Below are 26,120 nucleotides of genomic sequence, written 5' to 3' on the forward strand. Positions count from 1 at the left end.
TGCTCTCTCAGACCCGCACGGGAAGCCGCCGGTTGCGCGCCGCCCGGTATTCCCGGGCCAGGACCCCGAGCGCACCGGCGACCGGCGGCCGGGTGGCGCCGGCGAGCAGGGCCGCGCCCTTCCGTTGCACCGTGCGCACCCGCAGTTCCTGCAGGGCGAGCAGCGCGCGAACGAGCGGCCGGCCGGGTGCCGCCACCCGCTCGACCAGGTCGCACGAGGCCGACAACCCGGTCCGGACCAGCGCCAGTTGCTCCGGCACCAGGGCCGCGAAGGCGGTACGGGCGGCGGGACCGGCCTCGGTCAGGTCGTGGTGGGTGAGCCCGTGCCGGGCCAGGGCGTCCTGGGGGATGCCGAGCCGCCCCTGCGGCAGGTCCTCGGCGATGTCGTCCAGGAAGTCGAGGCGCTGCATCGCCTCGATGAAGCTGCGGCAGCCCGCCACGTACGCCTCCGTACCGGTCTCGGGCGCGAGCAGGCAGGTGAGGAGCATGAAGGCGGGCAACGAATAGGCGTCGATGTAGTCCTGGAAGTCCCGCTCGGTGGCGAACCCTGCCCAGTCCAGGTCCGCGGCCGCCCCGGCCAGGAACGCCCTTACGTACGGCTCCAGTTGGGGGTGCCGGGTGACGGTGTGCCGCAGCGCGCGCAACAACGGCTCGTCCGCCGGGCCGCCCGCGAGCGCCGTTCGTACCTGTCCGTCCCATTCGGCGAGGGCCGCGGCACGCTCCGCCACGGGCCCCTGGTCGATCCGGTCGTCCGTGTGGTGCATGAAGGCCGTGGCGGCGAGGACATCGGGGACCAGCGCAGGGGGGAGCAGCAGCCGCACCGCGGTGTATTCGGCGCGGGCGAACCGCGCGACCAGGCGGCGCTGTTCGGTGTAGTCGCGCCGCAGCGACGGGTCCGTGATCCCCGCCCGGTCGAGTGTCACCGGCCAGCCGGCCATACCGCTCCCCTCATTGGTGCCGCGACGACCCTAGACGACCTGCGCGGGAGATTTCGCACCGGGTGGCACGCCGCCCCGGCACACTCGCCGTACCGCCCCACCCCCCTCAGCGCCCCGTACGGGCGACAATCGCCGTATGCCGGGGCGCTGCCGCCGCGCTGAGCCCGTCGTTCCGGGACCCGGTTCGAGGCCGCGGAGCCCGGTGTGGAAGGTACCGGTGTCACTCCGGTTCCTCCGCCAGCCAGGTGGCGATGGCCTGGGCGATGGGCTGGTCGGTCTCGAGCTGGACGAAGCCGAACTGGCCGCCCTGGTTGCATTCCAGGAACCACCAGGCCCCCTCCCGGTCCTCCGCGAAGTCGAACGCGCCGTAGGAGATCTGGGCGAGGCGCAGGTACGTGGCCACCGAGCGCCGGACCGTGTCGGGGACCTCGGTGGGCTTCCAGGCGGCGTTCTGGGTGAAGCGGCTGTCGACCTCGTCCGGATCGGCCTGCTTGCGGGCGGCGAAGAGCCGGCCGCCGACGCAGGTGAGCCGGATGTCGGCCTGCTTGTGGACGTGGCGCTGGAGCAGCGTGGGGGAGGCGGCCACTCCGGTGAAGTCCACGTCCGGGCCGATGCGCGTGGTGGGCAGCACCATCGGGGGTTCGCCGGGGTGTTTGCCGGAGACCGACTTCACCACGAGGTCGCGGTGGGTGGCGGCGAACTGCCGGGCGTCGGACGGGAAGGTGGTGATCAGGGTGGGCGGGATGGTGAAACCGCTCTGCTGGGCGAGGTGCAGCTGCCAGGGCTTGTAGCGGGCCTGCGCGGCCGCGACGGGGTGGTTCATCCAGCGCGCCGGTGTGCAGGTGAGCATGCCGTAGAGGGCGTGCTCGGCCTCCCCGGCGAGCCAGGCGGACTGTTCCGCGGCGTGGGTGCCGGGGGTCCCGGGCCGGCGGACCCATATCGACCGCAGACTGCGCAGGCTCACCATGCGCTCGCCCGCCTTCAGGTAACCGTGGAAGGAGTGGTGGGCGTAGTCCGCCGACAGGGCGACCCGGCCCGGCAGGTCGGCCGGGTCGAGGCGGACGAGCGGGACACCGCGGTCGTGGAGGATCGTGACCACCATGTCCGCGGTCAAGTCCTCCTCGCAGGTGAGGACCAGGACGGTCATGGACGCTCAGTCGTCGAAGTGGGTCTTGGAGCCGGCCGTGGACGCGGTGGTGCCGGTGGCCAGCAGCACGGCCCGGCTGGAGGTGGCCGGGCGTCCGTCGGGCAGTACGTTGAGTTGCCGCGTGGCGTCATAGGTGTACGGAGCGGCGGTCGACGGCGTCACCGCCGGCCGGGCGTAGCTCAACGCAAACGGTCGCATGCTTTCTCCTTTACAAGACCCGGTTCCCACCCGCCGCGGTGGCGGTGTGGTGACGGGAGCCCCCACCTGATGACTCTGCACGGAGGACGCGACAGTCCGGTCAAATAGTTGCCAGTTTTGCTCGTTTCCGACGATCCTCTTGACGGAAATGCGGTGAGAACGTAGCTGCCGACCCGGTACGTTCGGTCTGACGGCACGGCGCCGGGGCCCCTAGGAGAGCATTCCCTCTGCCGTGCCGTAGATGGCCGTGAAATACGCCTCCTCTGACGGGGTGTCAGCGATGGTCAGCCGTCCGACACCTCGGCGAGCCGGAACGGCCCCGCGGCGCCGGGGCCGAACATCACCGGCAGATTGCGTCGCCGCGGTACGACGACGAGCGGTTCGTCGCGGTACTCGCGGAGGAATTTCTCCAGCGGTTCCCAGATGAGGTCCCGGTAGCCGGATTCGGTCCGCTGGTGCTCGAAGGAGAGCGTGAGGGCGGACTCCACGAGGCTCACGCTCACCGAGTCCACCTCCAGCCACTCCCCACCGATCCAGGCTTCGAGCCGCACGTATGACATGACGCAAGAGTGCCCCGGACGGTGCGGCGACCGCAATCGGCGTCCGGGCGCGCGCCGCGCTCAGGGGGTACGGAAGGACGCGGCGGGGAGCGCGCGCAGTACGCCGTAGACGGACCACACCACCGAAACGAGCGGTACCGCGACGATCGCGCCGGCCACGCCGGCGGTGACCGCGCCGCAGACCACCGAGAGCGCCACCACGACCGGATGCAGCTGGACCGCGCGGCTCATCACGAGCGGATGCAGCACATGGCCCTCGATCTGACCGATGACCACGATCAGCAGCACGACGATCAGCGCGATCACCGGGCCCTTGGCGGCCAGCGCCACCACGGCGGCCACGGCCAGCGCGACCGGCGAGCCGACCAGCGGGATGAAGGCGGCGAAGAACTCCAGCACGGCCAGCGGGACGGCGAGCGGCACCCCCAGGATGAACAGCGCGACGCCCACGAGCACGGCGTTGATCGCGGCGACCAGGACGATCCCGCGGGTGTAGCCGGTGAACGTCGTCCAGGCGGCGCGCCCCGCGAGGCGAACGGGGCGGCGCCGGGCGCCGGGCAGCTGGCCGCCGAACCAGCGCCACATCCGGCTGCCGGAGTGCAGGAAGAAGACCGAGCAGAACAGCGCGAGCACGCCCACCGTCGCGGCCTCGACGATCCGGTCCACGCCGCTCAGCGCCGTACTGATCAGCGCCGAACGGTGGGTGGAGACGAACCGCCGGACCCAGGTCTGCAGATGTGCGAGGGTGTCGCGGCTCAGGTGGACCGGCGGGCCCTGGAGCCATCGCTCGATCCTGGCCACACCGCCGTCGAACTCCCGGCGCAGGCCCGCCCACTCCCCCGCGACGTTCGCGCCGATCAGGCTCAGCACGCCGAAGAGCAGCACGATGCCGAGCAGCAGACCGGACGCGACCGCCACCGACCGGGGCATCCAGCGGTTCAGCAGGCTGGTCAGCGGCTCCAGAAGGGCCGTCAGGACGAGCCCCAGGAAGACCGCCAGGGTCACCAGGTGGAACTTGCCCAGCGCCACGAAGACCGCGTAGACGACCGCACCCACGATGATCAGGCGCCATCCGTAGGCGGCGGCGGCCCGGAGCATCGGGGACAGCCCGGCGGGTTCGGCCGGGCCGTGCTCCGGCGCCCCGCCCGCCGTCCGGCGTACGATCACGACCCGCCGGGCGGGGCCGGTCCGCAGTACGGTGCCCGCACCGCGCCGCCGGTCGCCGCTCCCCGGGGCGCCGGACGCGCTCTCCCGCTTCCTGCCGGGTCGGTTCCGCACCTGGCCGCCACCGCCCTCCGCGCGCCCGTGCCTACCCAGAGGTGGTATCACCCCACAGCGGTTCTCGAACGCCCGCGGACCGGCATTCCCCCGAAGGCACCCGAGCGCACGAGGACGTTCGTGTCCGGATATGGCCGGTTATCGAGCGGTCATGATCCCGAGGCGAGTCAAGGACACGCTTCCGGAGCTGGAGGCCTTCGCCCACGCCATACAGGCGCGGCGGCCCGCCGAGGGCACCTGGTGCGAGGCGTGGGCCGTCCGCGACGTGGTGATCACGGACGACATCGTGGTCACGGCCGGCGCGGAAGGCACCGGCATCCGCCTCGCCCCACCGGAGGGCAGCGGCTACTGACCCGGCGGCGGGCGGCCCGGCGGGCGGGGGTCCGCACCGGTCTGTTGGGTGTCCGCACCGGTCCGGCGGGCGAGGAGGTCGGTCACCAGCGCCAGCGGGGGCCAGTTGATGCTGCCGTGGCGGGCCACGGCGTACGCGCGCAGGACGACCCGCGGTGCCGCCAGCCGGACGATGCGGACGCCGGGGAAGGGCGCGAGGTCCCCGGGCAGCAGCCCGACGCCCAGCCCCGCGGCGATCATCGCCTGCACCAGGTCGAGGCTGTCGGCCTGATGGGTCACCCGGGGCGTGAAGTCCGCCATCGAGGCGAGCGTGCGGATGGCCACCTCGTCCGCGGAATTCCGGGAGTTGACGATCCAGTTCTCCGCGCGGAAGTGGGTGACGACGTCCAGGGCCGTGCCCTCGGGGACCTGCGTACCGGCGGGGACGCCCAGGCCCCATTCCGTGGTCCACAGCGGCGTCGCGCCGACGGACGGGTCGAGGGTGGCCGGTGCGAGGTTGTAGTCGTAGGTGAGCGCGAGGTCCGTTTCGTCGGCGGCGAGGGCGTGCAGGGCCTCGGCGGGCTCGTGCTCGCGGATGAGGACCCGCACCTGGGGGTGGCTCGCCGCGAGCTCGGTGACGATCGGCAGCAGGTACGCACGGATCGCCGTGCCGAATCCGGCGACCCTGAGGGTGCCGTGCGGCTCGGCCCCGGGCCCCAGGTCGAGCCGGGCCGCCTCGACCGCGGCGAGGATCGTCACGGCGTGGTCGGCCAGCCGCCGGCCCGCCGGGGTCAGCCGGACCCGGCGCCCATCCGGCTCGATGAGCGTGGTGTCCGTCTCACGGGCGAGCGCGGCGATCTGCTGCGAGACCGTCGAGGTGGTCGTCCCGAGGGCCTCGGCGACGGCACGCATCGACCCCAGCCGGGACAATTCGGCCAGCAGTTCCAGGCGCCTGGTCTCCATGCGCGCCATTGTTCAGCTTTCCCGAACGGAATGTCCATGATCGGCACGTGGACGGCAACGATGCCGAGACCGTCTACTGGCGGCCATGACCGCGCCACCCGCCCTGACGTCCCCCGCCACCGCCCGTCGCCCCGCCCTCCGCGGGACGGATGCCGGTGTCCTGATGGCCCTCGCCTCGATGAGCTGCGTCCAGCTGGGACTCGCGCTCTCGGTGCGGCTCTTCGACCAGCTCGGGCCGGTGGGAACGACGGCGCTGCGCCTGACGTGGGCGGGGGTGCTCCTGCTGGTCCTCGTCCGCCCGCGCCGCTCCGACTTCACCGGCCGGGACCTGCTCGCCTGCCTCGGACTGGGGGTGGTGACGGCCGGGCTGATGCTGCTCTTCATGTGCGCGGTCGCCCGCATTCCGCTGGGGACGGCCAGCGCACTGGAGTTCCTGGGGCCGCTCGGCGTGGCCATGTTCGGGGCGAGGGGCGGCCGCAAGCTGTGGGCCTCGCTGGCCGCGGTGGGGGTGGTGCTGCTCACCGAGCCCTGGCACGGCGGGAGCGACCCGGTCGGCCTCGGGCTCGCGCTGGCCGCCGCGGCCTGCTGGGCCGGGTACATCCTGCTGACCCAGCGCGTCGGTGACCGGGTCACCGGTCTGAACGGCCTGGCCGTCTCGATGCCGGTGGCCGCCCTGGTCGCCACGCTGTTCGCCGGACCGTCCGCCCTGGGGTCGGTGACCTGGCCGCTGGTGCTCACCGGTCTGGCGCTGGCGGTGCTGCACCCGGTCATCCCGTTCAGCCTCGAATTCCTGGCCCTGCGCCGGCTCTCCACCACCGCCTTCGGCACCCTGATGAGCCTGGAACCGGCCATCGCCCTCGTCATCGGCGCCGTCACCCTCGGCCAGCTGCCCGGCGCGGGCCCGGCCGCCGGGGTCGTCTGCGTGGTCCTCGCCGGCATCGGCGCCACCCGCACCGGCCGCCGCGCACCGGCGTCCGCGGAGGGCCCGCCTCGCGGCGAGTGACGGCCGTGCCGCTGCGCGCAAGAACAGGTCAGGCGTCCACCACGTCGACCGTCGCGCCGCGGTCGCGCAGGGCGGCGAGTTCGGCGGCGGGGGTGGCGCGGTCGGTGACGATGCGGTCGTAGCGCCCGGCGTCGCCGTACGCGTGGGTGGCGGTCTTGCCGAACTTGGTGTGGTCGACGAGGAGCAGGGAGCGCTGGGCGCAGTCCAGCATGGCTTCCTTGATCTCGGCGTACTCGCGGATCGGGTGGAAGAGCCGGCCGCCGAGGACGGAGACCGCCGACATCACCGCGAGGTCGGCGCGCAGCCGGCTGAGGGCGCGCAGGACGTCGGGGCCGACGCAGGAGCCGAACTCGCCGCGGTAGCGGCCGCCGAGCAGGGTGACCTCGGCGCCGGGCGTCTCGTCGAACAGCCGGGCCACGCCGAGGGAGTTGGTGACCACGGCGACCGCCTCGGTCCGGGCGATCCGCGCGGCGAGCGGGAACGACGTGGTCGAGTCGTCCAGGACGACGGTGCTGCCGGGCCGGATCTCGTCGGCGACCGCGGCGCACAGCGCCTCCTTCAGCGGGCGCTGTACGCCGATGCGGAAGCGGGTGGCGGTTTCCATGGTGAGGGTCGGGAAGGGTGCGGCCCGGCCGCGTTCCTTGCGCAGCAGCCGGCGTTCGGCGAGCTGGTCCAGGTCGCGGTGCATGGTCGCGAGGCTGACCCCGAAGTGCCGGGCCAGTTCGTCGATCCGGACCTCTCCGCGCTCGACGACGAAGGCCAGTACGTCCTGTCGTCGCCGGTCGACCTCGGCCAGCGACGACCGTGTGGAAGCCATCGGGGCCGCCCCTTTCCCGGTCGCACAGCGGCAGCGGCGCGCCTACCGCTGCGGATGGATGACGGCCTTCACCGCGGTCGCGTCCTTGGTGGCGACGGTCAGTGCGTGCTCGGCCTCGGCAAGACCGTAACGGTGCGAGACCAGCGAGTCGAGCCGGACCGCACCCGACTCCACCAGCGCGATCGCGGTGGGCCAGGTGTGGGCGTAGCGGAAGGTGCCGGTGAGTTCGAGTTCGTGGTTCTGCACCCGGCTGAGCGGGAGCGGGATCTCGTCCCCGCCCATGCCGATGAGCACGACCCGGCCGGCCCGGCCGACGGTGCGGATCGCCTCGCCGGTCACCGCGGGGACGCCCGAGCACTCCAGCAGCACGGTGGGGGTGTACCCGGCGTCGGGCAGCGGGGTGCGGGAGACGTCGAGGGCGCTGGCGCCGGCCGCGCGGGCGAGTTCCAGGCGGTGCGGGACGACGTCGGTGACGAGCACCTCCCGGGCGCCGAAGGCGCGTGCGGTGCGGGCGGCGACCAGGCCGATCGGTCCCGCGCCGGTGATCAGTACCCGGTCCCCCGCGGCGACGCGGGCCTTGCGGCAGGCCCAGACGGCGACCGAGAGCGGCTCCAGCAGGGCGGCGTCCTCGGTGGACAGGGAGTCGGGGACGTCGTGGGCGAAGTCCTGGTGGACGGCCAGGTATTCACAGAAGGCGCCGTCGACCGGGGGTGTGGCGAGGAAGCGCATGCCGGGGCAGAGGTTGTAGCGGCCCGCCCGGCATTCACCGCAGGCGCCGCACGGGGTGCCGGGCTCGATGGCGACGCGCCGGCCGGTCCGCCGAGGGTCCACGCCCGGTCCGCAGGCGACCACGGTGCCGGCCGCCTCGTGGCCGAGGACGAGGGGTTCCCGTACGACGAAGTCGCCGATCCGGCCGTGCCGGTAGTAGTGCACGTCGGAGCCGCAGGTGCCGACCGCTTCGACGCGGACCAGGACCTCCCCAGGCCCGGGGGTGGGGACGGGGCGTTCTTCGAGCGTCAGCCGCTCGGGGCCGTGCAGGACGGCGGCGCGCATGGTGGCGGGGATCTCGGCCTTGGCGGAGGTGGTCGTCATGGCGGGCACGGCTCCCTGGGTCTTCGAGGATGTGCGCTCTTTTTCAGCAGAGCAGGCTTGACTTCGCACAAAATACGAGAAGACTTTGCGGCCGGTCCACCGTTCGGCGGCATCTTCCGGCTCCGCCGACGCGGCGGTGGAACCCGCGTCCCCTTCCTTCTCCGCCCTGGAGGGCCCATGAGCAGCCCCGCCCCGTCGTCGAGCCCGGCCCGGACCACGGCCGGTGCGCACCAGCCGGCAGCCGCCCGCTCCCGCCTCGTACGACTGGGCATACCCCCGGCTCTCACCTGGGGTTTCGTCGGCGTGCTGCTCTTCATGACCGGCGACGGCGTGGAGACCGGGTTCTTCTCGAAGTACCTGGCCGACCACGGCCTGGCCAAGGCCGATGCGGCGGTCGTCATCGCCGTCTACGGCATCACCGTCGCCGTCGGCGCCTGGCTCTCCGGAGCGCTGTCCGACCTCTGGGGGCCGCGGCGCGTGATGACCGCCGGGTTCGCCATCTGGCTCGTCTTCCAGCTGCTCCTGCTGTCGGTCGCGCTGCCGGCGATGAACTTTCCGCTCCTGCTGCTCGTCTACGGGCTGCGCGGCTTCGGCTACCCCTTGTTCGCCTACGGGTTCCTGGTGTGGGTGACCGCGGCGACCCCGCCGCACCGGCTGGGCACGGCGGTCGGCTGGTACTGGTTCGCCTTCACCGGCGGCCTGCCGACCCTCGGTTCGCTGCTCGCCAGCGTGACGATCCCGCAGGTCGGCTCGTACCGCACGCTCTGGTGCGCGCTCGGACTGGTGACGCTCGGCGGACTGCTCGCCCTGCTGCTGGTGCGCGAGCCCACCGGACGGTCCCGGCTCGCGCCGGCCGGTGAACGGCCGCTGGCGACGCTGGCGGGCAGCGTCTCGATCATGCGGCGCCGTCCGCGGGTCGCCGTCGGCGCCGCGGTACGCGTCGTCAGCACCGGTTCCCAGTTCGGGTTCCTGGTCTGCATGCCGTTCTTCTTCACGGAGACGGCCGGATTCAGCACCTCGGAGTGGCTGCGGCTGCTCAGCGTGATGTTCACCGCGAACATCTTCGCCAATCTCTTCTTCGGCGCCGTCGGGGACCGGCTCGGCTGGCAGCGCACCATGACCTGGTTCGGTGCCGTGGCCTGCGCACTGACCTGCCTCGCGCTGTACTACGTCCCGCTGGTGGCCGGCCCGTCGTTCGCCGCGTCCGCGGTGGCCGCCGCCCTCTACGGCATCGCGCTGGCCGGCTACGTACCGATCTCGGCGCTCGTGCCGGCGCTGGCGCCGCGCCACAAGGGGCAGGCGATGTCCGCGCTCAACCTCGGCGCGGGGCTCAGCACCTTCGCCGGGCCGGCCGTCGTCGCGCTCGCCCTGGGACCGTTCGGGATCGAAGGGATCGTCTGGATCTTCGCCGGACTGCACCTCCTGACCGCGGTCGCGATCCGGTTCCTGGAGCCGGACCCGGAGTTCACCGTGTCCGCCGCCACCGCGGCCGAGGACGGTGCGGCCCTTCCGGCCGGCCGGCACTGACCGGCCGTCAGCCGGACGGCGCCGTTCAGTCGCGGCCGCCCGGCGGGAACGTAATGTGGCAGATCGGTACATCACATGACATAGCGAGGACCTGCATGCACGCTCGCCGTCTCGCCACCGCCGCCGCTCTCGCGCTCGCGACCACCGCACTCGTCGGCGCCGCTCCCCCGCCGGGCACCGCGCCCCCGCCCGGCATCCGGACCACCGCCGGGCAGCCCGCCGGCAGCACCGAGGTTCCCGTCGAACGGGGCACCGCCCGCTTCCGTGTCCCGGCCGCCCTGCTCGCCCGGCTCGCCGCCCGCGGTGTGGTCCCCAAGGCCCTCGGCACCAAGGGGGCACTCGGCCCGCACACCGCACACGACGGCAGCCGCACGCTGAGCCTGCGCCTCTCGGGAGGTGCGGTCACCAACAGCGGCGGCAAGGCCGGCGGCGAACTGCGGTTCGGCGCCGCCGGACTGGCCCTCGTGCACGCCAAGGCCCACAAGACCGTCCGGCTCACCCGCTTCACCGCCGAGCTCGGCCAGGGCACGCTCAGCGCCGGCACCGGCCGCGGCACCCGGATCACGCTGGGCAGCTTCCCCCGCGCCGATCTCAGGTCCGCGCTGGACACCAGGACCCGGGTGCTGCGCCTCAAGGCCCCGGTCACCCTGTCCGCGTCCGCCGCCGAGCGGCTCAACAAGGCCCTCGCGACGAAGGCGTTCACCCGCGGTACCCGGCTGCTGGACGTCCGGGTCACCGCCTCGCTCGACCGGACCGCCGACCTCCGCACCGCCCTCAATCTCCACGGGCGGCGAAGTCCTGCGTCCACCAAGGCCCGCCGGTGCCCGCCCGGATGCCGACGCCGATGTCCTTCAGGTCGCACTGGAGGGTGTTGCGGCGGTGGCCGGGGCTGTTCATCCAGTCCTTCATGACGGCGGCCGGCGTCGGCCGGCCCACCGCGATGTTCTCGCCGTACGCGGACCAGGAGTAGCCGGCCGCGGTGATCCGGGCTCCCGGATCGGCACCGTCCGGATTGGTGTGGCCGAAGAACCGGCGGGCGGCCATGTCGTCCGCATGGCGCTGTGCCGCCCGCTGCAGCGCCGCGTTCCACCGCACCCGCGGACAGCCGTGCGCCGCCCGCTCCCCGTTCACCAGCCGGATGACCTGGTCGACGGCCTGCCGTACGGACCCGGCGGACGGGCGCTCGACAGCAACGGGGGCCGGCGCGGCCAGGGCCGCCGGGCCGGCCGGCAGGGCGACGACCGTGGCGGCGAGCACAAGGGCCGGGGCGTGGCGCGGACGCCTCCCCCGCCGGGCGTGGTGCGGACGCTTGCCGTGCGCTCCGGGCATGCCGAAACTCCCCCTCTGCGGAACGGGACCGTGACCTCGAACGGCCCGCTCGCCGGGCGGTGCGCGAGGGGCGCGGAGTGCCTGGCCGGAGGCGGGCGCGTTCATGCCCCGGTCCACCGGCCTGACGGGGCATCACCGGCGCGCGGGGACGGCGTGGGGCGGCGGACCGGCGCGGGCATGCCGCCGCCGCTCCCCCGTCCCACGCCGCCCGCGCCGGGCGTCACCGGTCGGCCGCGGTGGCCTCCGCCGGCAGCGCCGCCGCGAGCCCGGCCGGCAGCGGCCCGGTGTGGAGCACGCCCAGCCGCTGGGTCGCCCGGGTGAGTGCGACGTACAGATCGCTGGTCCCCAGCTCCTGCGGCTCCACCACCAGGACGGTGTCGAACTCCAGGCCCTTGGCCTGCCGCGGATCGATCAGCACCACCGGGCGGGTCAGGTCCGGGGCCGGTCCGGCGGACGCGGACGGGAGCAGCGGCAGCAGGTCCGCGTGCCGGGAGCGCGGGGCGATCACCGCGAGTCGGCCGTCCTCCCGGCTCTCCTGTGCGACGGCCTCGGCCACCGCGCCCGCGAGGTCGCCGGCGCGCCGCGCCCAGGGTCGTACGCCGGTGGAACGGATCGAGCGGGGCGGTGCGAAGCCCGGGTCCAGGGACCGCGGCACGTGCGCCGCGACCTGCATGATCTCGGTCGGCGTACGGTAGTTGACGCCGAGCCGGGCGTGGTGCCAGCGGTCGCCGACGTACGGGGCGAGGATCGTCTCCCAGGCGCCGCAGCCGCCCGGTTCCGCGGTCTGGGCCGGGTCGCCGACCAGGGTCATCGAGCGGGTCGGGCAGCGGCGCATCAGCAGCCGCCAGGCCATCGCGGAGAGTTCCTGTGCCTCGTCGACGATGATGTGGCCGAAGGCCCAGGTGCGGTCGGCCGCGGCGCGTTCGGCGGCGCTGCGGTGGTCGGCCTCCTCGTGCCGCTCGGCGAGCAGTTCCGCGTCGACCAGGTCGTGCGCGCCGAGCACCTCCGAGTCCTCGTCGTCGCGGTCCTCGAACTCCTGGGTGCGGGAGCCGTAGGACAGGTCGAGCACGCCCTGGGCGTATTCGATCTGTTCCAGGCGCTCGGCCTCGGCGGCCGCGCGGGCCGCCGAGTCGTCCTCGCCGAGGAGTTCGGCCGCCTCGTCGAGCAGCGGGACGTCCGCGGGCGTCCACTCGCCGCCGGTCCGCCGGATCGCCTCGGCGTCCGCCTCCGGGAGGTGGACGGGCTCGGCGAGGAAGTCCGCGACCAGCTGCTGGGGGGTCAGGGCGGGCCACAACTCCTCGATGGCGCGGTGCACTTCGCGGCTGGTGGCGATGGCCTTGCCGAGCTGGGCGATGTCGTCGGCGCCGAGCAGGTTGGGGCCGCCGTAGGGGTCGGTGCCGAGCCGGTCGGTCAGTTGGGCGGTGAGGGCGTCGATGATGCGGAACGCGAAGTGCGGGCGGGCGAGGTTGTGCGGCAGCCGGGTCTCGCGGGCCCGGCGCCGGGCCTCCATCGCCATCTGTGCGTCCAGGCGCAGTTCGCCGTCGTCGTGCTCGATGACGATCTCCGGGTCGGGCAGGGTCTGCCGGTCCTGGACGAACCGCGCGAGCGCCTCGGCCATGGCAGAGGCGCCCTTGACCTCGGCGGCCCGGGGCGTGTCGGTTCCGGTCGCGGTCACGCCCGGGAAGAGTTCCGCGGGGGTGGCCAGCAGCACGCCGGTCTCGCCGAGCGCGGGCAGCACCTCGCCGATGTAACTGAGGAAGGCGGGGTTGGGACCGACGATCAGCACGGCGCGGCGGGCGAGCTGTTCCCGGTGGGCGTAGAGCAGATAGGCCGCGCGGTGCAGGGCGACGACGGTCTTGCCGGTGCCGGGACCGCCCTCGACGACGAGAACGCCGTGGTGCGGCGCGCGGATGATGCGGTCCTGGTCGGCCTGGATGGTCTGCACGATCTCGTGCATCCGGCCGGTGCGCGCGGTGTCCAGCGCGGCGAGCAGCACGGCGTCCGCGTCGGCGCCTTCGTGTCCGGTGCGGACGGTGTCGGCGAGGTCGAGGATCTCGTCGTGCAGGGCGGTGACCCGGCGGCCCTCGGTGGTGATGTGGCGTCGGCGCCGCAGGCCCATGGGGGTGTGGCCGGTGGCGAGGTAGAAGGGGCGGGCGACCTCGGCGCGCCAGTCGAGGACGAGCGGGGTGTGGTCGGCGTCGTCGCGGCGGATGCCGATCCGGCCGATGTGGTGGTCGCGGCCGTCGCGGAAGGCCAGCCGGCCGAAGCAGAGCCCGGACTCCCCCGCGTCGACGGCGGCCAGTACGCCGGACTGCTCGGCCACCGCGACATCGCGCTCCAGGCGCGCCTGGGCGTTGTTCCCCGCGAGCGCCAGGGCCTTTCGTACCGCGGTCGCCGCTTCGGCCCGCATTTCCGCGAGGCGTTCGTAGAGCAGGTCGATGAATTCCTGCTCCTGCCGCAATTCCTCGTTTGACAATTCGACTCCGCTCAAGTACAGTTTGCTTTGGAACGTTGGGTAGTGTTCTTGCGCAATCAAGACACAGAAGCCCCCAATATACGCAGAGAAATACCCCGGACGTCAATTCGTCGCGGGGTATTTTTGCGTCTCCGAATCGACGGGCGATGGGTGTTCCGCGTTCCGGGCCCGTTCAACTTCCGGCCACGCATCCCGCGCACTCTTCGGAACGAGATATTCCGTTTGGTGACACCGCGGTGGCCCGCCATTCCGGCCGCCGTCTACGGAGGGCCCCATGGCCGGTTTGCACACCCCCACCAACCGTCGTCGATTCCTTCTCTCCTCCGGTGCCGCCGTCGCCGGGGCCGGCGCCGCATGGGCACTGCCCGGCCAGCGCCGGAGCAGCGCGGCCGCGGATCCCGGACCCGCGCGGACCGGCTCGGTGCCGTCGCCGGCCCGCCCCGCATCCGGTCGCCCGGCGCCGTACGGCGTCACGACTCTGGAGACCACCGCCCGGCTCACCGGCACGAGCGGCTACCGGCGTCTGGCCTCCGGGCCCGGCTGGCCCCTGGTCGTACGGGACGAGCTGGCCGCGGCCGGGCCCCGGCGGCAGGACCGGCGGACCCCGCTGGCCTGCTTCGTCCAGCTCACCGATCTGCACGTGGCCGACGTCCAGAGCCCGCTGCGCACCGAGTTCCTGCGCGCCGGATCGCCGGGGTCCTGGCGGGTGCAGGAGGCGCTGTCGGTGGCCGGTGCGGTCTCGCTGGTGGAACAGGTCAACGCGATTCGCGGCGGACCGCACACCGGGCGGGCGCCGGCCTTCGCGATGTCCACCGGCGACAACATCGACAATCACGAGACGGTGGAGCTGGAGTGGTTCCTCACGCTGATGAGCGGGGGCCGCATCACGCCGAATACCGGTGCCCCGACGTCGTACGAGGGCGTCCAGAATTCCGGGCTCCCGCTCTACTGGCATCCGGACGCCGGCCTGCGCGACCAGGACAAGCGGCGCGGGCTTCCGGAGATCCCCGGATTCCTCGACGCCGCGATCCGCCCGGTGACCAGCCCCGGGCTGCGCATTCCCTGGTATTCGACGCCGGGCAACCACGACGACCTGCCGGGCGGGTGCCTGAATCCGGCCGACCCCTGGCTGTGCGACTACATCGCCGGGGGCCGCAAAATCTTTTCCGTCCCGGACGCCGATGTGGCCGCACTGGCCCGGGTGCTCAACACCGGTGACGATCCCAAGAGCGCGGTGCTGAAGGAAGTTCTGCAGCGCAATTCCGCCGGGGCGCGCAGTGTGGTGGCCGATGAGCGGCGGCGGATGGTGACCCCGCGGGCGTATCTGCGCGCGCATCTGGATCCGGTCCACGCCGGGGCGGGGCCGGCCGGGCACGGCTACACCGAGAACCACCTCGACGGCGAGCGCATGTACTACACGTTCCCGGTCGCCGAGAACGTGCTCGGCATCAGCCTCGACACGACGTACCGCAGCGGCCACTTCGAGGGGTCCCTGGACAGTGAGCAACTCGGCTGGCTGGAGCGGACGTTGGCGGCGCACAGTTCCCGATACTTCGACGCGGACGGCCGCCCGGTGCGCAACCCGGGCGCGGCGGACGCCCACGTTCTGGTTTTCAGCCACCACCACAGTCCGAGCATGACCCGGCGACCGGACGCGGCCCGCACGGACGCGCCGCGGCACGACGGGGCCGAGGTCATCGCGCTGCTGAACCGGTTCCCGAACGTGGTGGCGTGGATCAACGGGCACAGCCACGTCAACCGCATCACCCCGCATCCCCACCCGACGCCGGCCCGGTCCTTCTGGGAGGTCAACACCGCCTCGCACGTGGACTATCCGCAGCACGCCCGGCTGCTGGAGCTGGTCGACAACCACGACGGGACGGTGTCGCTGTTCACCACGCTCATCGAGTCCGCCGCGCCGCACCGGGCCGACCTCGGCGATCTGTCCGCGGTCGGGCTCGCGTCCCTGTACCGCGAGCTGTCGTACAACGCCCCGGGGCTGGCCGACGGCATGGCGGGCGGGGTGCTCGAGGAGATGGCGGGCCGGCCGGCGGACCGCAACACCGAACTCCTCGTCCGCGGCTTCCGGGGATGAGCCGCGACCGGTCGGATCCGGTCAGAACTTGGAGGTGTGGCGGGCCTCTTCGGCCGCTTTGAGAACGGTGGGGAGGGCGGCGCCGCTCGCCGCGGTGACGGCGGCCGCCACGGCTCCTTCGAGGAAGGGGGCGTCGGCCAGGACGGCGTGGATGCCGGGGTGGTCGGTCAGCACGAGCCGGGTGGCGAGGACCGAGCTGCCCAGGTCGGGCAGGACCACCGCGCCGGCCTCGCTGGTGGCGGCGGTGCGCAGCGCGCGCAGGATACGCGGGTAACTCGTGCCCGTACGGCCGTCATCGGTGCCGCCGGCCGGGGCGACGACGACTCCGGGGCCGGCCATCTGCTCGACGAGGGTCCGTACGCCGAAGGCGATCTCCGCACGGTGCGACACAAGTACGATGCCAACCAGCGGTGTCATGAACGAGGACTCTAGTGGCCGGAACGCCGTTCAGCAATACCGAACAGGAGTTGATCGATGGTCCAGGCTGTGCACAGGGCGATCCACGTGCTCCGGGAGCTCGCCACGGCGACGCCGCGCCTGGGCGTCACCGAGCTGGCCGACCGCATCGGGGTGGCGAAGCCGACCGTCCACGCCCTGCTGCGCACGCTGGAATCGGAGGGCATGGTCGTCCAGGACCGGGAGACCGGTAAGTACCGGCTGGGCCCGGGCCTGGTGACCCTCGGCAACGCCTATCTGGACTCGCACGAGCTCCGCACCCGCGCCGTGACCTGGGCGGACCTGCTGGCCAACCAGGCCGGTGCGGCCGTCTGGGTGGGCATTTTGACGGGCAGTCAGGTTCTGGTCATCCACCATGCGTTCCGGCCCGGCGGGTCGGTGCAGGTGCTGGAGACCGGGGCCAGCCTGCCCTGGAACGCCTGCGCCATCGGGAAGGCGATCGCGGCGTTCCTGCCGGCCGAGCGGCGCGGCGAGCTGCTCGCGGGCGAGCTGGCCCGGGTCACCGGGGCCAGCATCGACGACCCGGGCTGGCTGGCGACCCAGCTGGACCGCGCCAGGGAGACCGGATACGCCCTGGAGGAAGGCGAGTTGACGCTCGGCGACGGGGGTATCGCGGCGCCGGTGTTCGACCGCAGCGGCGAGGTGGTGGGTGGGCTCGGCCTGGTGGGACCGGTCGAGCGAATCTTGGCCGAAACCGCTCGCCAGGAGTGTGCGATCGCGGTCCGCGAGGTCGCCCGCAGCCTGTCGCGGGATCTCGGCGCGCCGCGCAACGCGGGGCTGCGCGCCGCCGGTTGATGTGCGCGGAAGACCGCGCGACTTCATCACGGGTTCATCAACTCGCCGTGCTCAGGGGCCGCTTGCCCCGCGATTGTGTTGCCTGCGTTGCCAATGCGCCGAAGCCCTTGACGGGGCCGGGGTCGCTGCGTTTTGCTCTCTATGGCCATTCGGCAATGCCGAACAGCTTTCGGTAAAGCGTTAGTTATCCGACTCGCCCTCAAGGTTGCGGGCACCCGGGGCAACGAAGGAGCGCCTGCCATGCGGAAGCCTGCGGAGAAGACCGACAACTTAGTGTTGTCCGGGCCGGTGATGCCGGGGCCGGGGTTCCACGCGTCGACGAGAACCCCGCCACGGCGGCCGGGCGGCCCGGACGCTCATACCGGCGGCCACCGGGCCGGCCGGACGGCACGACCCGGCCGGTGCAGCACGATCGGCAGAACCGGAGGAGTAGCGGTGGACGCGGCGCTCGCCCTCGGCTGGATGCAGCACGTCGCCTCGGCCATGCAGCGGGACCGGGACCTGCTCACCCGCCTGGACTCCGCCATCGGCGACGGTGACCACGGGGCGAACATGGCCCGGGGGTTCACCGCGGTACAGACCGGCCTGGCCCGCTCCGGGCTCGTGCCCTCCGCACTCGTCGCGGCACCGGACGGCACCGACGCACCCGGCGAGATCCTCGTCCGGGCCGGGAACTGTCTGGTCTCGGTCGTCGGAGGCGCGTCCGGACCGCTGTTCGGCGGCGCGTTCCGGGCCCTCGGCGCGGCGCTCGGCTCCTCCTCCGAGGTGGACGCCCGCCGGTTCTCGGCCGGGCTCGCCGCGGCGCTGGCGAAGATCCAGCAGCTGGGCGCGGCGGTGCCGGGCGACAAGACCATGATCGACGCATACGCTCCCGCGGTCGACGCCTTCCGGGCCGCCGCAGAGTCCGGCGCCGCGTTCGCCACGGCGGCGCACGCCGCGGCCGAGGCCGCCGAGGCCGGGATGCGGGAGACCGTTCCGCTGCAGGCCAGAAAGGGCCGGGCGGCGTATCTGGGGCTGCGCAGCATCGGCCACCAGGATCCCGGCGCCACCTCAACCGCCGCCATTTTCCGCTCACTTGCCGAGGCGTCCGGTCCCCTCCGCTAGGCCGCTCCCCTTACCCCTTGCTCCGTCGCCGCACGCTTCCGGCGCCGTGCCGAGCCGCGGTGTGCCGCTGCGTGCCGCTCCCACCTCCCGAGCAACAGATTGGATCATTGTGACCGCCCACTCCATCGACCACGTTGAGTTCTATGTGGGGGACGTCAACCAGGCTTCCCACTACTACTGCGGGACCTATGGCTTCCGGGTGGTGGCCGAAGCGGGGCCGCTCACCGGCTTCGCCGGCGCCCGGTCGCTGGTCCTGGCGCACGGCGGCGTCCGCCTGGTGCTGACCTCCGCCCTGCACGCGGACCACCGGGCCGCGCGCTTCGTCCACCGGCACGGCGACGGCGTACGGGACGTGGCCCTGCGGTCGACCGATGCCGTCGCGGACTTCGAGCAGGCGCTGGCCGCCGGGGCCGAGCCGGTGTCCGGGCCGGAGACGTTCGAGGAGGACGGGGTGCGGGTGGTCCGCGCCACCGTCGCCGCGACCAACGACCTGGTCCACAGCTTCGTCCAGCGCGACGGGGACGACGAGGCGACCACCCACTTCCTGCCGGGGCGGTACCGGCCGGTGGCGGAGGGCGCCGAGGCGTCCGGCCCGGCCCTGCTCCGCTCGGTCGACCACCTGGCCCTCTGCCTGCGGGCCGGTTCGCTGGAGACCATGGTCGACTTCTACCAGCGGGCGCTGGGCCTGAAGCACACCTACGACGAGTACATCGTCGTCGGCGGCCAGGCGATGGCCTCGAAGGTCGTCCAGGACGAGACCCGGGGCATCACCTTCACCATGGTCGAGCCCGACCCGGTCGCCGGTCGCGGGCAGCTCAACGACTTCCTCGACGGGTTCGACGGCCCGGGCGTCCAGCACGTCGCCTACGGCACCGACGACATCGTGCACGCCGCCCGTGAACTCCGGCTGTCCGGCGTGGAGTTGCTCTCCACCCCGGCCGGCTACTACGCCTCGCTCGCGGAGCGCGGCATCGAGGTGGGCATCGACCCGGCGGTGCTGCAGGACCTCGGCCTGCTCGCCGACCGGGACGAGTGGGGACAGCTGGTCCAGGTCTTCACCCGGTCCCCCTACGCCCGGCGCACGGTGTTCTTCGAGCTGATCCAGCGGCTCGACGCCCGGACCTTCGGCAGCGGCAACATCAAGGCGCTGTACGAAGCCGTGGAGCGCGAGCGGGCACGCACCGACGAGGCCGACGATCCGCGCGACGCGGTCCCCGCCGGCGCGCCCGCGAAGGCCGGCGTATGACCGCGCGGGCCGGCCGGGAGCCCGGGACCGACGCCGGGGAGGTGCTGCTGTCGCCGGAGGACTACGAGACGGCGGCCCGCGCCCGACTGGACCGGGCGGTGTACGACTTCATCGCCGGCGGCAGCGGGGACGAGGTGACGCTGCGCGGCGAGCGCGCGGCGTACGACCGCTACCGGCTGCGCCCGCGGACCCTGGTCGACGTCTCCCACTGCGATCCGGGCACCACCCTGCTCGGCTCCCCGGTGTCCTTCCCCGTCGGTGTCGCGCCGATGGCGTACCACCGCCTGGTCGACGCGGAGGGCGAGACGGCGACCGTCCGGGCCGCCGGTGCGGTCGGCGCGCTCACCGTCACCAGCACCTTCGCCAGCCGGACGATCGAGGAGACCGCCCGGGCGGCGTCCGGACCGCTCTGGCTGCAGCTGTACGTGCTGCGCGAGCGGAAGGTGACCGAGTCGCTGGTGCGCCGGGCCGAGGCGGCCGGCTACCGGGCGCTGGTGATCACCGTCGACGCGCCGCGGATGGCGCGCCGGGAGCGCGATCTGCGGAACGGTTTCAGCCTTCCGCCGCACATCCGGCCGGTGAACCTCGACGACGGCCAGTCCGGCGGTCTGCACGGCAGCCGGGCCGGCAGCTCCACCCTGGCCGAGCACGCCGCGCGGCACCACGACGCCGCGTTCACCTGGCAGGACCTGGCCTGGCTGCGCTCGCTGACCAGCCTGCCGCTGGTCCTCAAGGGCGTACTGACCGGACAGGACGCGCGGCAGGCGGCCGAGTTGGGCGTCGAGGGCCTGATCGTGTCCACCCACGGCGGCCGGCAGCTCGACGGCGCGATCGCGGCGCTGGACGCGCTGCCGGAGGTCGTGGCCGCGGTACCGGAGACCTGTGAGGTGCTGGTCGACGGCGGCATCCGGCGCGGCACCGACGTGCTCAAGGCGCTGGCGCTGGGGGCCCGTGGGGTGCTGGTCGGCCGCCCGGTCCTGTGGGGCCTGGCCGTCGATGGCGCGGCCGGCGCCGAACGGGTGCTGGCCACCCTCCGCGCGGAGTTGACGGACGCGATGGCCCTGACCGGCCGCCCCGCCCTCGACGCGATCGCCCCGGACCTGCTGCACCTCTCCCCCGCCGCGACGGCACCCGCCGCCGGCCTTCCCCACCTCTCCCCCGACCACCTTTCCCAGCCCCTCCTCACCAACGACAGGGATATGGCATGACTCGCAATGACACCCCGCGCCCGCTGACCGCCGCCGAACAGGCGTTGCTGCCGACCGATGACGAGGTGCAGTTCTACCAGGAGCACGGCTGGTATCTGTCGAAGAAGCTGCTGACCGACGAAGAGGTCGACACGCTCAACGCCGCGGCCGACCGCTTCTACGCCGGCCACCGGGACCGCACCCTGCCGAAGCGGCCGCCGCGGCTGGCGTACTGGGAGCCGGAGAAGGGCGACGTCCACCGGCACAACGACTACATCTTCTACGAGGACGAGACCATCCGGAACATCCTCTCCAAGCCGGTGATCGGCGCGGTCGCCGCGCGGATAGCGGAGACCAGCCAGATACGGCTGTGGAACAGCACCCTGATCCACAAGCCGCAGCGCGCGGACGACGAGCGCAACATCGTGCCCTGGCACTTCGACCGGCACTACTGGCAGACCTGCTCCTCCGACGAGATGCTGACCGCGTTCATCCCGTTCCACGACTGTGGCGAGGAGATGGGCACCATCACGATGGTCGACGGCAGCCACCGCTGGAAGGAGACCGGCGGGGACGACACCACCAGCCGGCACTTCGCCGAGCGGGACCGGTCGGAGCTGGAGGACATGCTCGCGGAGAACGCCGCGTTCAACAACTCCGAGGTGGTCAAGGTCCCGGTGAACATCCCCAAGGGCCACATCAGCTTCCACCACTGCCGCACCTACCACGGCAGCGGGTACAACCTCAGCGACCGTCCGCGGCGCGCCATCTCGCTGCACCTCCAGGACCGCACCAACCAGTGGCGGCCCTACGAGCTGTCGTCCGGCGACCTCGTCGTCTACAACAATGACGTGCTGGTGCGCACGGACGCGCACGGCAACCCCGACTACACCGACCCGGACTTCTGCCCCGTCCTCTGGGAGGACCCCCGGTGACCAACGGCTCCACCCCCACCGTACTTCCGGCCGGCGAGCTGCACGGCTCGCTCGGCGACCCCCTGATGGAGGTGATGAATTTCCTCAACGAGATCACCTCCCGCTATCCGGAGGCGATCTCCTTCGGCCCGGGACGCCCGTACGAAGGGCTCTTCGAGGTCGAGCGGATCGGTGAGTACCTCGCGGCCTACCAGCGCCACCTCGTGGAAGACCTGGGCCGCACCCCGGACGAGGTGCGCACCCTGCTGTTCCAGTACGGGCGCACCAACGGCCAGATCCACGAGTTGGTGGCCCGGGCGCTGCGCAACGACGAGGGCATCGAGGCTGCGCCGGAGTCGCTGGTGGTGACCGTGGGCTGCCAGGAGGGCATGTTCCTGGTCCTGCGGGCGCTGTTCGCCGATCCGTCGGACGTGCTGCTGGTGCCGTCCCCGTGCTACGTCGGGATCACCGGGGCGGCCCGGCTGCTGGACCTGTCCGTCGCGCACGTCCCGGAGGGCCCGCAGGGAACGGACCCGGAGGTGCTGCGCCGTACGGTCGCCGAACTGCGGGCGGCCGGGAAGCGCCCGCGGGCGTTCTACGTCGTGCCGGACTTCGCCAACCCGACCGGGACCTGTATGCCGGTCGAGGCCCGCCGGCGGCTGCTGGAGCTGGCCGAGGAGGAGGACCTGATCCTCCTGGAGGACAACCCCTACGGGTTCTTCACCCGTACCGGCACCGGGCTGCCCACGCTGAAGGCGCTGGACGAGCGGCGGCGGGTGGTCTACCTGGGTTCGTTCGCCAAGACCTGCTTCCCGGGCGCCCGGGTCGGCTATGTCGTCGCCGACCAGGAGGTGGAGGCCGCGGACGGCCGCCGCACCCTGCTGGCGGACGAACTGTCCAAGCTCAAGGGCATGGTGACGGTGAACACCCCGGCGCTCAGCCAGGCGGTCATCGGGGGCATGCTGCTCACCCATGACTTCCGGCTGCGCGAGGCCAACAAGCCGGCCGCCGACTTCTACCAGGAGAACCTGGCGGTCCTGCTGGAGAGTCTGGAGCGGCTGCTGCCGCGCGAGCGGCGGGAGGCGGCCGGCATTGGCTGGAACGTGCCGGACGGAGGGTTCTTCCTGACCCTCACCCTCCCCGTGTCGGCGGACAATGCGCTGCTGGAAGAGTCCGCCCGCGAGCACGGAGTGATCTGGACACCGATGAACTACTTCTACCCGGACAGTGAGGGGGGCCGGTGCCAGCTCCGGCTCTCCCTGAGTTATCTGACGCCCCAACAGGTCGCCGAGGGGGCCCGCCGGCTGGTGGGTCTGCTGGAACGGAGCTGCCTGTGAACGCCGTCCTCTACGTGGTGACGGTGCTGATCTGGGGTTCGACCTGGCTGGCCATCAAGGGCCAGCTGGGCGATGTGCACCCCACGGTGTCCGTCGCCTACCGGTTCGCGCTGGCCGCGGTGATCCTGCTGGCCTGGGCCCGGCTGCGCGGGCTGCCGCTGCGCTATCCCCTGCGGGTGCACGGGCAGTTCGTCCTGATGGGCGCGCTGATGTTCTCCACCAACTTCGTCTGCTTCTACTTCGCCGAACAGCATCTGACCACCGGCCTCGTCTCGATCATCTTCGCGATGTCGCTGCTGGTGAACATGGTCTTCGCCCGGGTCTTCTTCCGGCGGACGATCACCAGGAAGATGCTGCTCGGCGGGGCGATCGGGCTGCTGGGGATCGTCACCGTCTTCTGGCCGGAGTTCCAGAACTTCGGGCTGTCGTCCGGGTCGGGCCAGGGCATCGTGCTCTCCGCCCTCGGCACCCTGGTCTTCTGTCTGGGCAACGTCGTCTCCGGCAAGACCCAGGCCGCGGGCATTCCGGTGGTGCAGGGCACCGGCTTCGCGATGGCCTACGGGGCGCTGCTCACGGCCCCGTTCGCGCTGGTCTTCGGTGGCGGGGCGGCCTTCGACTCGTCGTTGAAGTACACCGGTTCGCTGGTCTATCTGGCCGTCTTCGGCTCCGTGGTCGGCTTCGGCGCGTACCTCACGCTGCTCGGCCGGATCGGCGGTGAGCGCGCCGCGTACGCCATGGTGCTCTTCCCGATCGTGGCGCTGTTGCTGTCCACGGTGTTCGAGAGCTTCCACTGGACGGTGCGGGACCTGGTGGGCGTCGCCCTGATCCTGATCGGCAACGCGGTGATGCTGACCAATCCGGCGCTGTTGCGGCGGCTGATCGGCAGGCCGGCCGAGGCGACGGAGCCGGCAACCCCGGCCCAGGCACCGGCCGACCGGTAGTACCTCCCCCAGGACCCTCCGGGCCCGCCCGTTCCCCTGTCGGGCGGGCCCGGATGCGTCCGCCTTCCCCCTTCACGGCCCAGGAGCGTTCTCTTGCATACCGCTTGCGTCGTCGGCACGGGTCTCATCGGTACTTCCATCGCCCTGGCACTCACCGGCCGGGGAGTGACCACCTATCTGATCGACCGCGACCCGGACAGCGTGCGGATCGCCGCCGCACTCGGTGCCGGGGTCCCCGGTCCCCCGCAGGCCCCGGTGGACGTCGCTGTCATCGCGGTCCCCCCGTCGGAGGTCGCCCGGACCATCGCGGACCACCAGAAGGCCGAACTGGCCCAGGTGTACACGGACGTGTCCAGCGTCAAGGCGCTGGTGCACGCCGAGTGCCTGGCCCTCGGCTGTGACACCACCGGTCTGGTGGGCGGGCATCCGATGGCCGGAGGGGAGCGCTCCGGCCCGCTGACGGCCCGCGCCGACCTCTTCCAGGACCGCCACTGGATACTCACCCCCACCCCGGAGTCCCGGGAGAGCGCGCTCAACCGGGTGCTGGAGCTGGTCTCGTTGTGCGGCGCGGTGCCGGTCCTGCTGCCGCCGGCCGACCACGACCGGGCCGTCGCGCTGGTGTCCCATCTGCCGCACCTGATGGCGAGTCTGACCGCCGCCCGGCTGGTGGACGGCGAGGAGTACGCGGTCCGGCTGGCCGGCCGCGGCATGCGGGACGTCACCCGGACCGCGGCCGGTGACGCCGGGCTGTGGACGGACATCCTCGCGGCCAACGCGGCGGCCCTCGGCCCGCTGCTGGCCGAGCTGGGCCGGGACCTGACGACGGCGGCCCGGGCGCTCGCCCGGCTGACCGAGGACGTCCCGGAGCAGCACACCGCCGCCCTGGCGGAACTGACCGGGGTGCTGCGCCGCGGCAGTGCGGGACGGGCGCGGATCGCCGCCCCGCACGGGCCGGCGGGCGCGGACCGGCACAAGGTGCTCTCGATAGCCGTCGGCGGTCCGCAGCGGCAGCTGGAGCGGCTGCTCGGCGATGTGGCCGAGGCCCGGGTGGACCTCGAAGGCATGGTGCTCCCGGAGGCACCGGCGGTCCCGGACGCGACGGACGGCGCGGTCGAGTTGTGGGTGGCCCGGGACGTGGCGCGCCCGCTCACCGACGCGCTCCGCGACCGGGGCTGGGCGGTCCGCTGAGTTCCGGCGCATTGCCGCGGCGGCACGGGGCACCCGACCACAACGGGGCGTACCGGTGCGGAAGTTGCCGACCGGTGTGCGGCCCGGCCCGCCCGCCCCCCGCAGCGGACATCGACCGCGCTCCGTAGCGCGGAACGGAGGTACCCCCATGGACTGGCGTCATCGTGCCCGGTGCCGGGACGAGGACCCGGAACTCTTCTTCCCGGTCGGCAGTACCGGCCCCTCGCTGCTGCAGATCCAGGAGGCCAAGGCCGTCTGCCGGCAGTGCCCGGTGATGGACGAGTGCCGGGAGTGGGCCCTCGCCTCCGGCCAGGACAACGGCATCTGGGGCGGCCTGGACGAGGAGGAGCGGCGCGCCGAGCGGCGCCGGATGGCCCGCCGGCGGGCCCGCAGCAACTCCTCGTAGGCGGTGACGTGGCACGGCGGTGCCCGGTGGGTGCCGGGTTTCCGGCCGTGCCGCGGATACGCTGCCCCCGCACCGGGCGGCCCTGCCCGGGTGCGGAAAGGACGGAAGTCATGGCCCTGCCCGCGGACGCCCACCCCGGCCCGCTGCGCGTACTGGTCCTCGGTGCTTCGCTGCGGGCCGAGTCGGCCAACGCCCGGCTGGCCGCGCTCGTGGCCCGGATGATGACCGAGGCCGGCGCCACGGTCGACCTCGCGGGGCTGCGGGACTTCGGCATGCCGCTGTACGACGGGGACCTGGAGGTGGCGGAGGGGCTGCCGGCCGGCGCGCTGGAGCTGCGGGACCGGATCGAGCGGTCCGACGCCTTCGTCATCGCCTCACCGGAGTACAACGCCTCCGTGCCGGGCGTGGTGAAGAACGCGATCGACTGGGTCTCACGGGTCCGGCCGCAGCCGTTCAAGACCAAGCACGCGCTGCTGGTCTCCGCCTCCCCGTCGCTGGTCGGCGGCAACCGGGGGCTGTGGGCGCTGCGGGTGCCGCTGGAGCACCTCGGCACCCGGGTCTACCCGGACATGTTCAGTCTCGCCGCCGCGCACCAAGGCTTCACGGAGGACGGGCAGTTGGCCGACTCCGGGTTGCAGCAGCGGCTCGCCGAGACCGTCAGGGCCTTCCTCAGCCTGGTCGAGGCGGACGCCCGCTACGTCTGTCTGCAGCGCCGGTGGTACGAGTTCCTCGGCGACCGCACCGAGGCGCCGGTCACCCAGCGCGCCGAGGACTGAGCGGGCCCGGTGCGCGCC

25 protein-coding genes are annotated in these 26,120 nt (G+C 72.9%); 14 read left to right on the top strand and 11 right to left on the bottom strand.

What is annotated here, in order from left to right:
• Positions 1-7: 7 nt before the first annotated feature.
• The 5 genes from V2J85_RS02245 to V2J85_RS02265 form a co-directional block, all read right to left on the bottom strand.
• Positions 8-937: a phytoene/squalene synthase family protein gene (locus tag V2J85_RS02245; RefSeq protein WP_261953376.1), complete on the bottom strand. Its 930-nt coding sequence runs from the start codon at positions 935-937 to the stop codon at positions 8-10.
• Positions 938-1,157: 220 nt separating this feature from the next.
• Positions 1,158-2,084: an ATP-grasp ribosomal peptide maturase gene (gene tgmB / locus V2J85_RS02250; protein ID WP_261953375.1), complete on the bottom strand. Its 927-nt coding sequence runs from the start codon at positions 2,082-2,084 to the stop codon at positions 1,158-1,160.
• Between the two features lie 6 nt (positions 2,085-2,090).
• Positions 2,091-2,282, bottom strand: coding sequence for a putative ATP-grasp-modified RiPP (gene tgmA, locus V2J85_RS02255; protein WP_261953374.1), 192 nt, complete (start codon positions 2,280-2,282; stop codon positions 2,091-2,093).
• A 284-nt stretch (positions 2,283-2,566) separates the two neighbouring features.
• Positions 2,567-2,842 (bottom strand): hypothetical protein, encoded by a 276-nt coding sequence (locus V2J85_RS02260; RefSeq protein ID WP_030409927.1) that lies wholly within the window; start codon positions 2,840-2,842, stop codon positions 2,567-2,569.
• 60 nt (positions 2,843-2,902) lie between these two features.
• Positions 2,903-4,120 (bottom strand): AI-2E family transporter, encoded by a 1,218-nt coding sequence (locus V2J85_RS02265; protein WP_410011195.1) that lies wholly within the window; start codon positions 4,118-4,120, stop codon positions 2,903-2,905.
• Between the two features lie 151 nt (positions 4,121-4,271).
• Here V2J85_RS02265 and V2J85_RS02270 point away from each other — a divergent pair, with 151 nt between their 5' ends.
• Complete coding sequence (locus tag V2J85_RS02270; protein ID WP_330820473.1) at positions 4,272-4,472, top strand: hypothetical protein; 201 nt, start codon at positions 4,272-4,274, stop codon at positions 4,470-4,472.
• On the opposite strand, the gene V2J85_RS02275 is transcribed toward V2J85_RS02270, so the two are convergent.
• The gene (locus tag V2J85_RS02275) at positions 4,466-5,413 is read right to left on the bottom strand and encodes a LysR family transcriptional regulator (protein WP_330820474.1); all 948 of its coding nucleotides are present in this window, start codon (positions 5,411-5,413) and stop codon (positions 4,466-4,468) included. The two genes, V2J85_RS02270 and V2J85_RS02275, sit on opposite strands and share 7 nt — an antisense overlap.
• Before the next feature lie 85 nt (positions 5,414-5,498).
• Between V2J85_RS02275 and V2J85_RS02280 the strand changes: the two genes are divergently transcribed.
• On the top strand, positions 5,499-6,416 hold the full coding sequence (locus tag V2J85_RS02280; protein WP_261953371.1) for an EamA family transporter: 918 nt from the start codon (positions 5,499-5,501) through the stop codon (positions 6,414-6,416).
• Positions 6,417-6,444: 28 nt separating this feature from the next.
• Here V2J85_RS02280 and V2J85_RS02285 read toward each other — a convergent pair whose 3' ends face one another.
• Positions 6,445-7,233 (bottom strand): DeoR/GlpR family DNA-binding transcription regulator, encoded by a 789-nt coding sequence (locus V2J85_RS02285; protein ID WP_330820475.1) that lies wholly within the window; start codon positions 7,231-7,233, stop codon positions 6,445-6,447.
• A gap of 42 nt (positions 7,234-7,275) precedes the next feature.
• Positions 7,276-8,325 (bottom strand): NAD(P)-dependent alcohol dehydrogenase, encoded by a 1,050-nt coding sequence (locus tag V2J85_RS02290; RefSeq protein ID WP_330820476.1) that lies wholly within the window; start codon positions 8,323-8,325, stop codon positions 7,276-7,278.
• 177 nt (positions 8,326-8,502) lie between these two features.
• Here V2J85_RS02290 and V2J85_RS02295 point away from each other — a divergent pair, with 177 nt between their 5' ends.
• The gene (locus V2J85_RS02295) at positions 8,503-9,852 is read left to right on the top strand and encodes an MFS transporter (RefSeq protein ID WP_330820477.1); all 1,350 of its coding nucleotides are present in this window, start codon (positions 8,503-8,505) and stop codon (positions 9,850-9,852) included.
• 774 nt (positions 9,853-10,626) lie between these two features.
• Here the strand turns inward: V2J85_RS02295 and V2J85_RS02305 are convergent.
• Together V2J85_RS02305 and V2J85_RS02310 are read right to left on the bottom strand one after the other, a co-directional pair.
• On the bottom strand, positions 10,627-11,181 hold the full coding sequence (locus V2J85_RS02305) for a CAP domain-containing protein (protein WP_419836727.1): 555 nt from the start codon (positions 11,179-11,181) through the stop codon (positions 10,627-10,629).
• Between the two features lie 220 nt (positions 11,182-11,401).
• Entirely contained in the window at positions 11,402-13,642 is a 2,241-nt protein-coding gene (locus tag V2J85_RS02310; RefSeq protein ID WP_261957260.1) for a HelD family protein, read from the bottom strand.
• 289 nt (positions 13,643-13,931) lie between these two features.
• Here V2J85_RS02310 and V2J85_RS02315 point away from each other — a divergent pair, with 289 nt between their 5' ends.
• Positions 13,932-15,752, top strand: a complete 1,821-nt coding sequence (locus V2J85_RS02315; protein WP_330820479.1) for a TIGR03767 family metallophosphoesterase — start codon at positions 13,932-13,934, stop codon at positions 15,750-15,752.
• Between the two features lie 21 nt (positions 15,753-15,773).
• Here the strand turns inward: V2J85_RS02315 and dhaM are convergent, their stop codons facing one another.
• Positions 15,774-16,169 carry a dihydroxyacetone kinase phosphoryl donor subunit DhaM gene (dhaM, locus tag V2J85_RS02320; protein WP_261953365.1) on the bottom strand — a complete coding sequence of 132 codons (396 nt, stop codon included), beginning with the start codon at positions 16,167-16,169 and terminating at the stop codon, positions 15,774-15,776.
• Between the two features lie 57 nt (positions 16,170-16,226).
• On the opposite strand from dhaM, the gene V2J85_RS02325 reads away from it, so the two are divergent.
• The 10 genes from V2J85_RS02325 to V2J85_RS02370 all read left to right on the top strand — a co-directional run bounded on the left by V2J85_RS02325 (position 16,227) and on the right by V2J85_RS02370 (position 26,102).
• Positions 16,227-17,003 carry an IclR family transcriptional regulator gene (locus V2J85_RS02325; protein ID WP_261953364.1) on the top strand — a complete coding sequence of 259 codons (777 nt, stop codon included), beginning with the start codon at positions 16,227-16,229 and terminating at the stop codon, positions 17,001-17,003.
• 435 nt (positions 17,004-17,438) lie between these two features.
• Positions 17,439-18,107: a dihydroxyacetone kinase subunit DhaL gene (gene dhaL, locus V2J85_RS02330; protein ID WP_410011194.1), complete on the top strand. Its 669-nt coding sequence runs from the start codon at positions 17,439-17,441 to the stop codon at positions 18,105-18,107.
• Between the two features lie 109 nt (positions 18,108-18,216).
• Positions 18,217-19,353: a 4-hydroxyphenylpyruvate dioxygenase gene (gene hppD, locus V2J85_RS02335; protein ID WP_330820480.1), complete on the top strand. Its 1,137-nt coding sequence runs from the start codon at positions 18,217-18,219 to the stop codon at positions 19,351-19,353.
• A complete protein-coding gene (locus tag V2J85_RS02340) occupies positions 19,350-20,561 on the top strand; it encodes an alpha-hydroxy acid oxidase (RefSeq protein ID WP_261953362.1) in 1,212 nt (403 codons plus the stop codon). The genes hppD and V2J85_RS02340 overlap by 4 nt, the downstream gene beginning before the upstream one ends.
• Positions 20,558-21,475 (top strand): phytanoyl-CoA dioxygenase family protein, encoded by a 918-nt coding sequence (locus tag V2J85_RS02345; RefSeq protein WP_261953361.1) that lies wholly within the window; start codon positions 20,558-20,560, stop codon positions 21,473-21,475. Before V2J85_RS02340 ends, V2J85_RS02345 begins: the two co-directional genes overlap by 4 nt.
• A gap of 65 nt (positions 21,476-21,540) precedes the next feature.
• Positions 21,541-22,791 carry an aminotransferase-like domain-containing protein gene (locus V2J85_RS02350; protein WP_419836740.1) on the top strand — a complete coding sequence of 417 codons (1,251 nt, stop codon included), beginning with the start codon at positions 21,541-21,543 and terminating at the stop codon, positions 22,789-22,791.
• Positions 22,788-23,732: a DMT family transporter gene (locus tag V2J85_RS02355; protein WP_330820482.1), complete on the top strand. Its 945-nt coding sequence runs from the start codon at positions 22,788-22,790 to the stop codon at positions 23,730-23,732. Before V2J85_RS02350 ends, V2J85_RS02355 begins: the two co-directional genes overlap by 4 nt.
• Positions 23,733-23,825: 93 nt before the next feature.
• Entirely contained in the window at positions 23,826-24,920 is a 1,095-nt protein-coding gene (locus V2J85_RS02360) for a prephenate dehydrogenase (protein WP_330820483.1), read from the top strand.
• Between the two features lie 148 nt (positions 24,921-25,068).
• Complete coding sequence (locus V2J85_RS02365) at positions 25,069-25,326, top strand: WhiB family transcriptional regulator (protein ID WP_261953358.1); 258 nt, start codon at positions 25,069-25,071, stop codon at positions 25,324-25,326.
• Positions 25,327-25,442: 116 nt separating this feature from the next.
• Positions 25,443-26,102 (top strand): NADPH-dependent FMN reductase, encoded by a 660-nt coding sequence (locus tag V2J85_RS02370; protein WP_261957257.1) that lies wholly within the window; start codon positions 25,443-25,445, stop codon positions 26,100-26,102.
• The last annotated feature ends 18 nt before the right edge of the window (positions 26,103-26,120 follow it).

Origin of the sequence: Streptomyces bugieae (assembly GCF_036352915.1) — a bacterium.
Classification (GTDB): Bacteria; Actinomycetota; Actinomycetes; order Streptomycetales; family Streptomycetaceae; genus Streptomyces; species Streptomyces endophytica.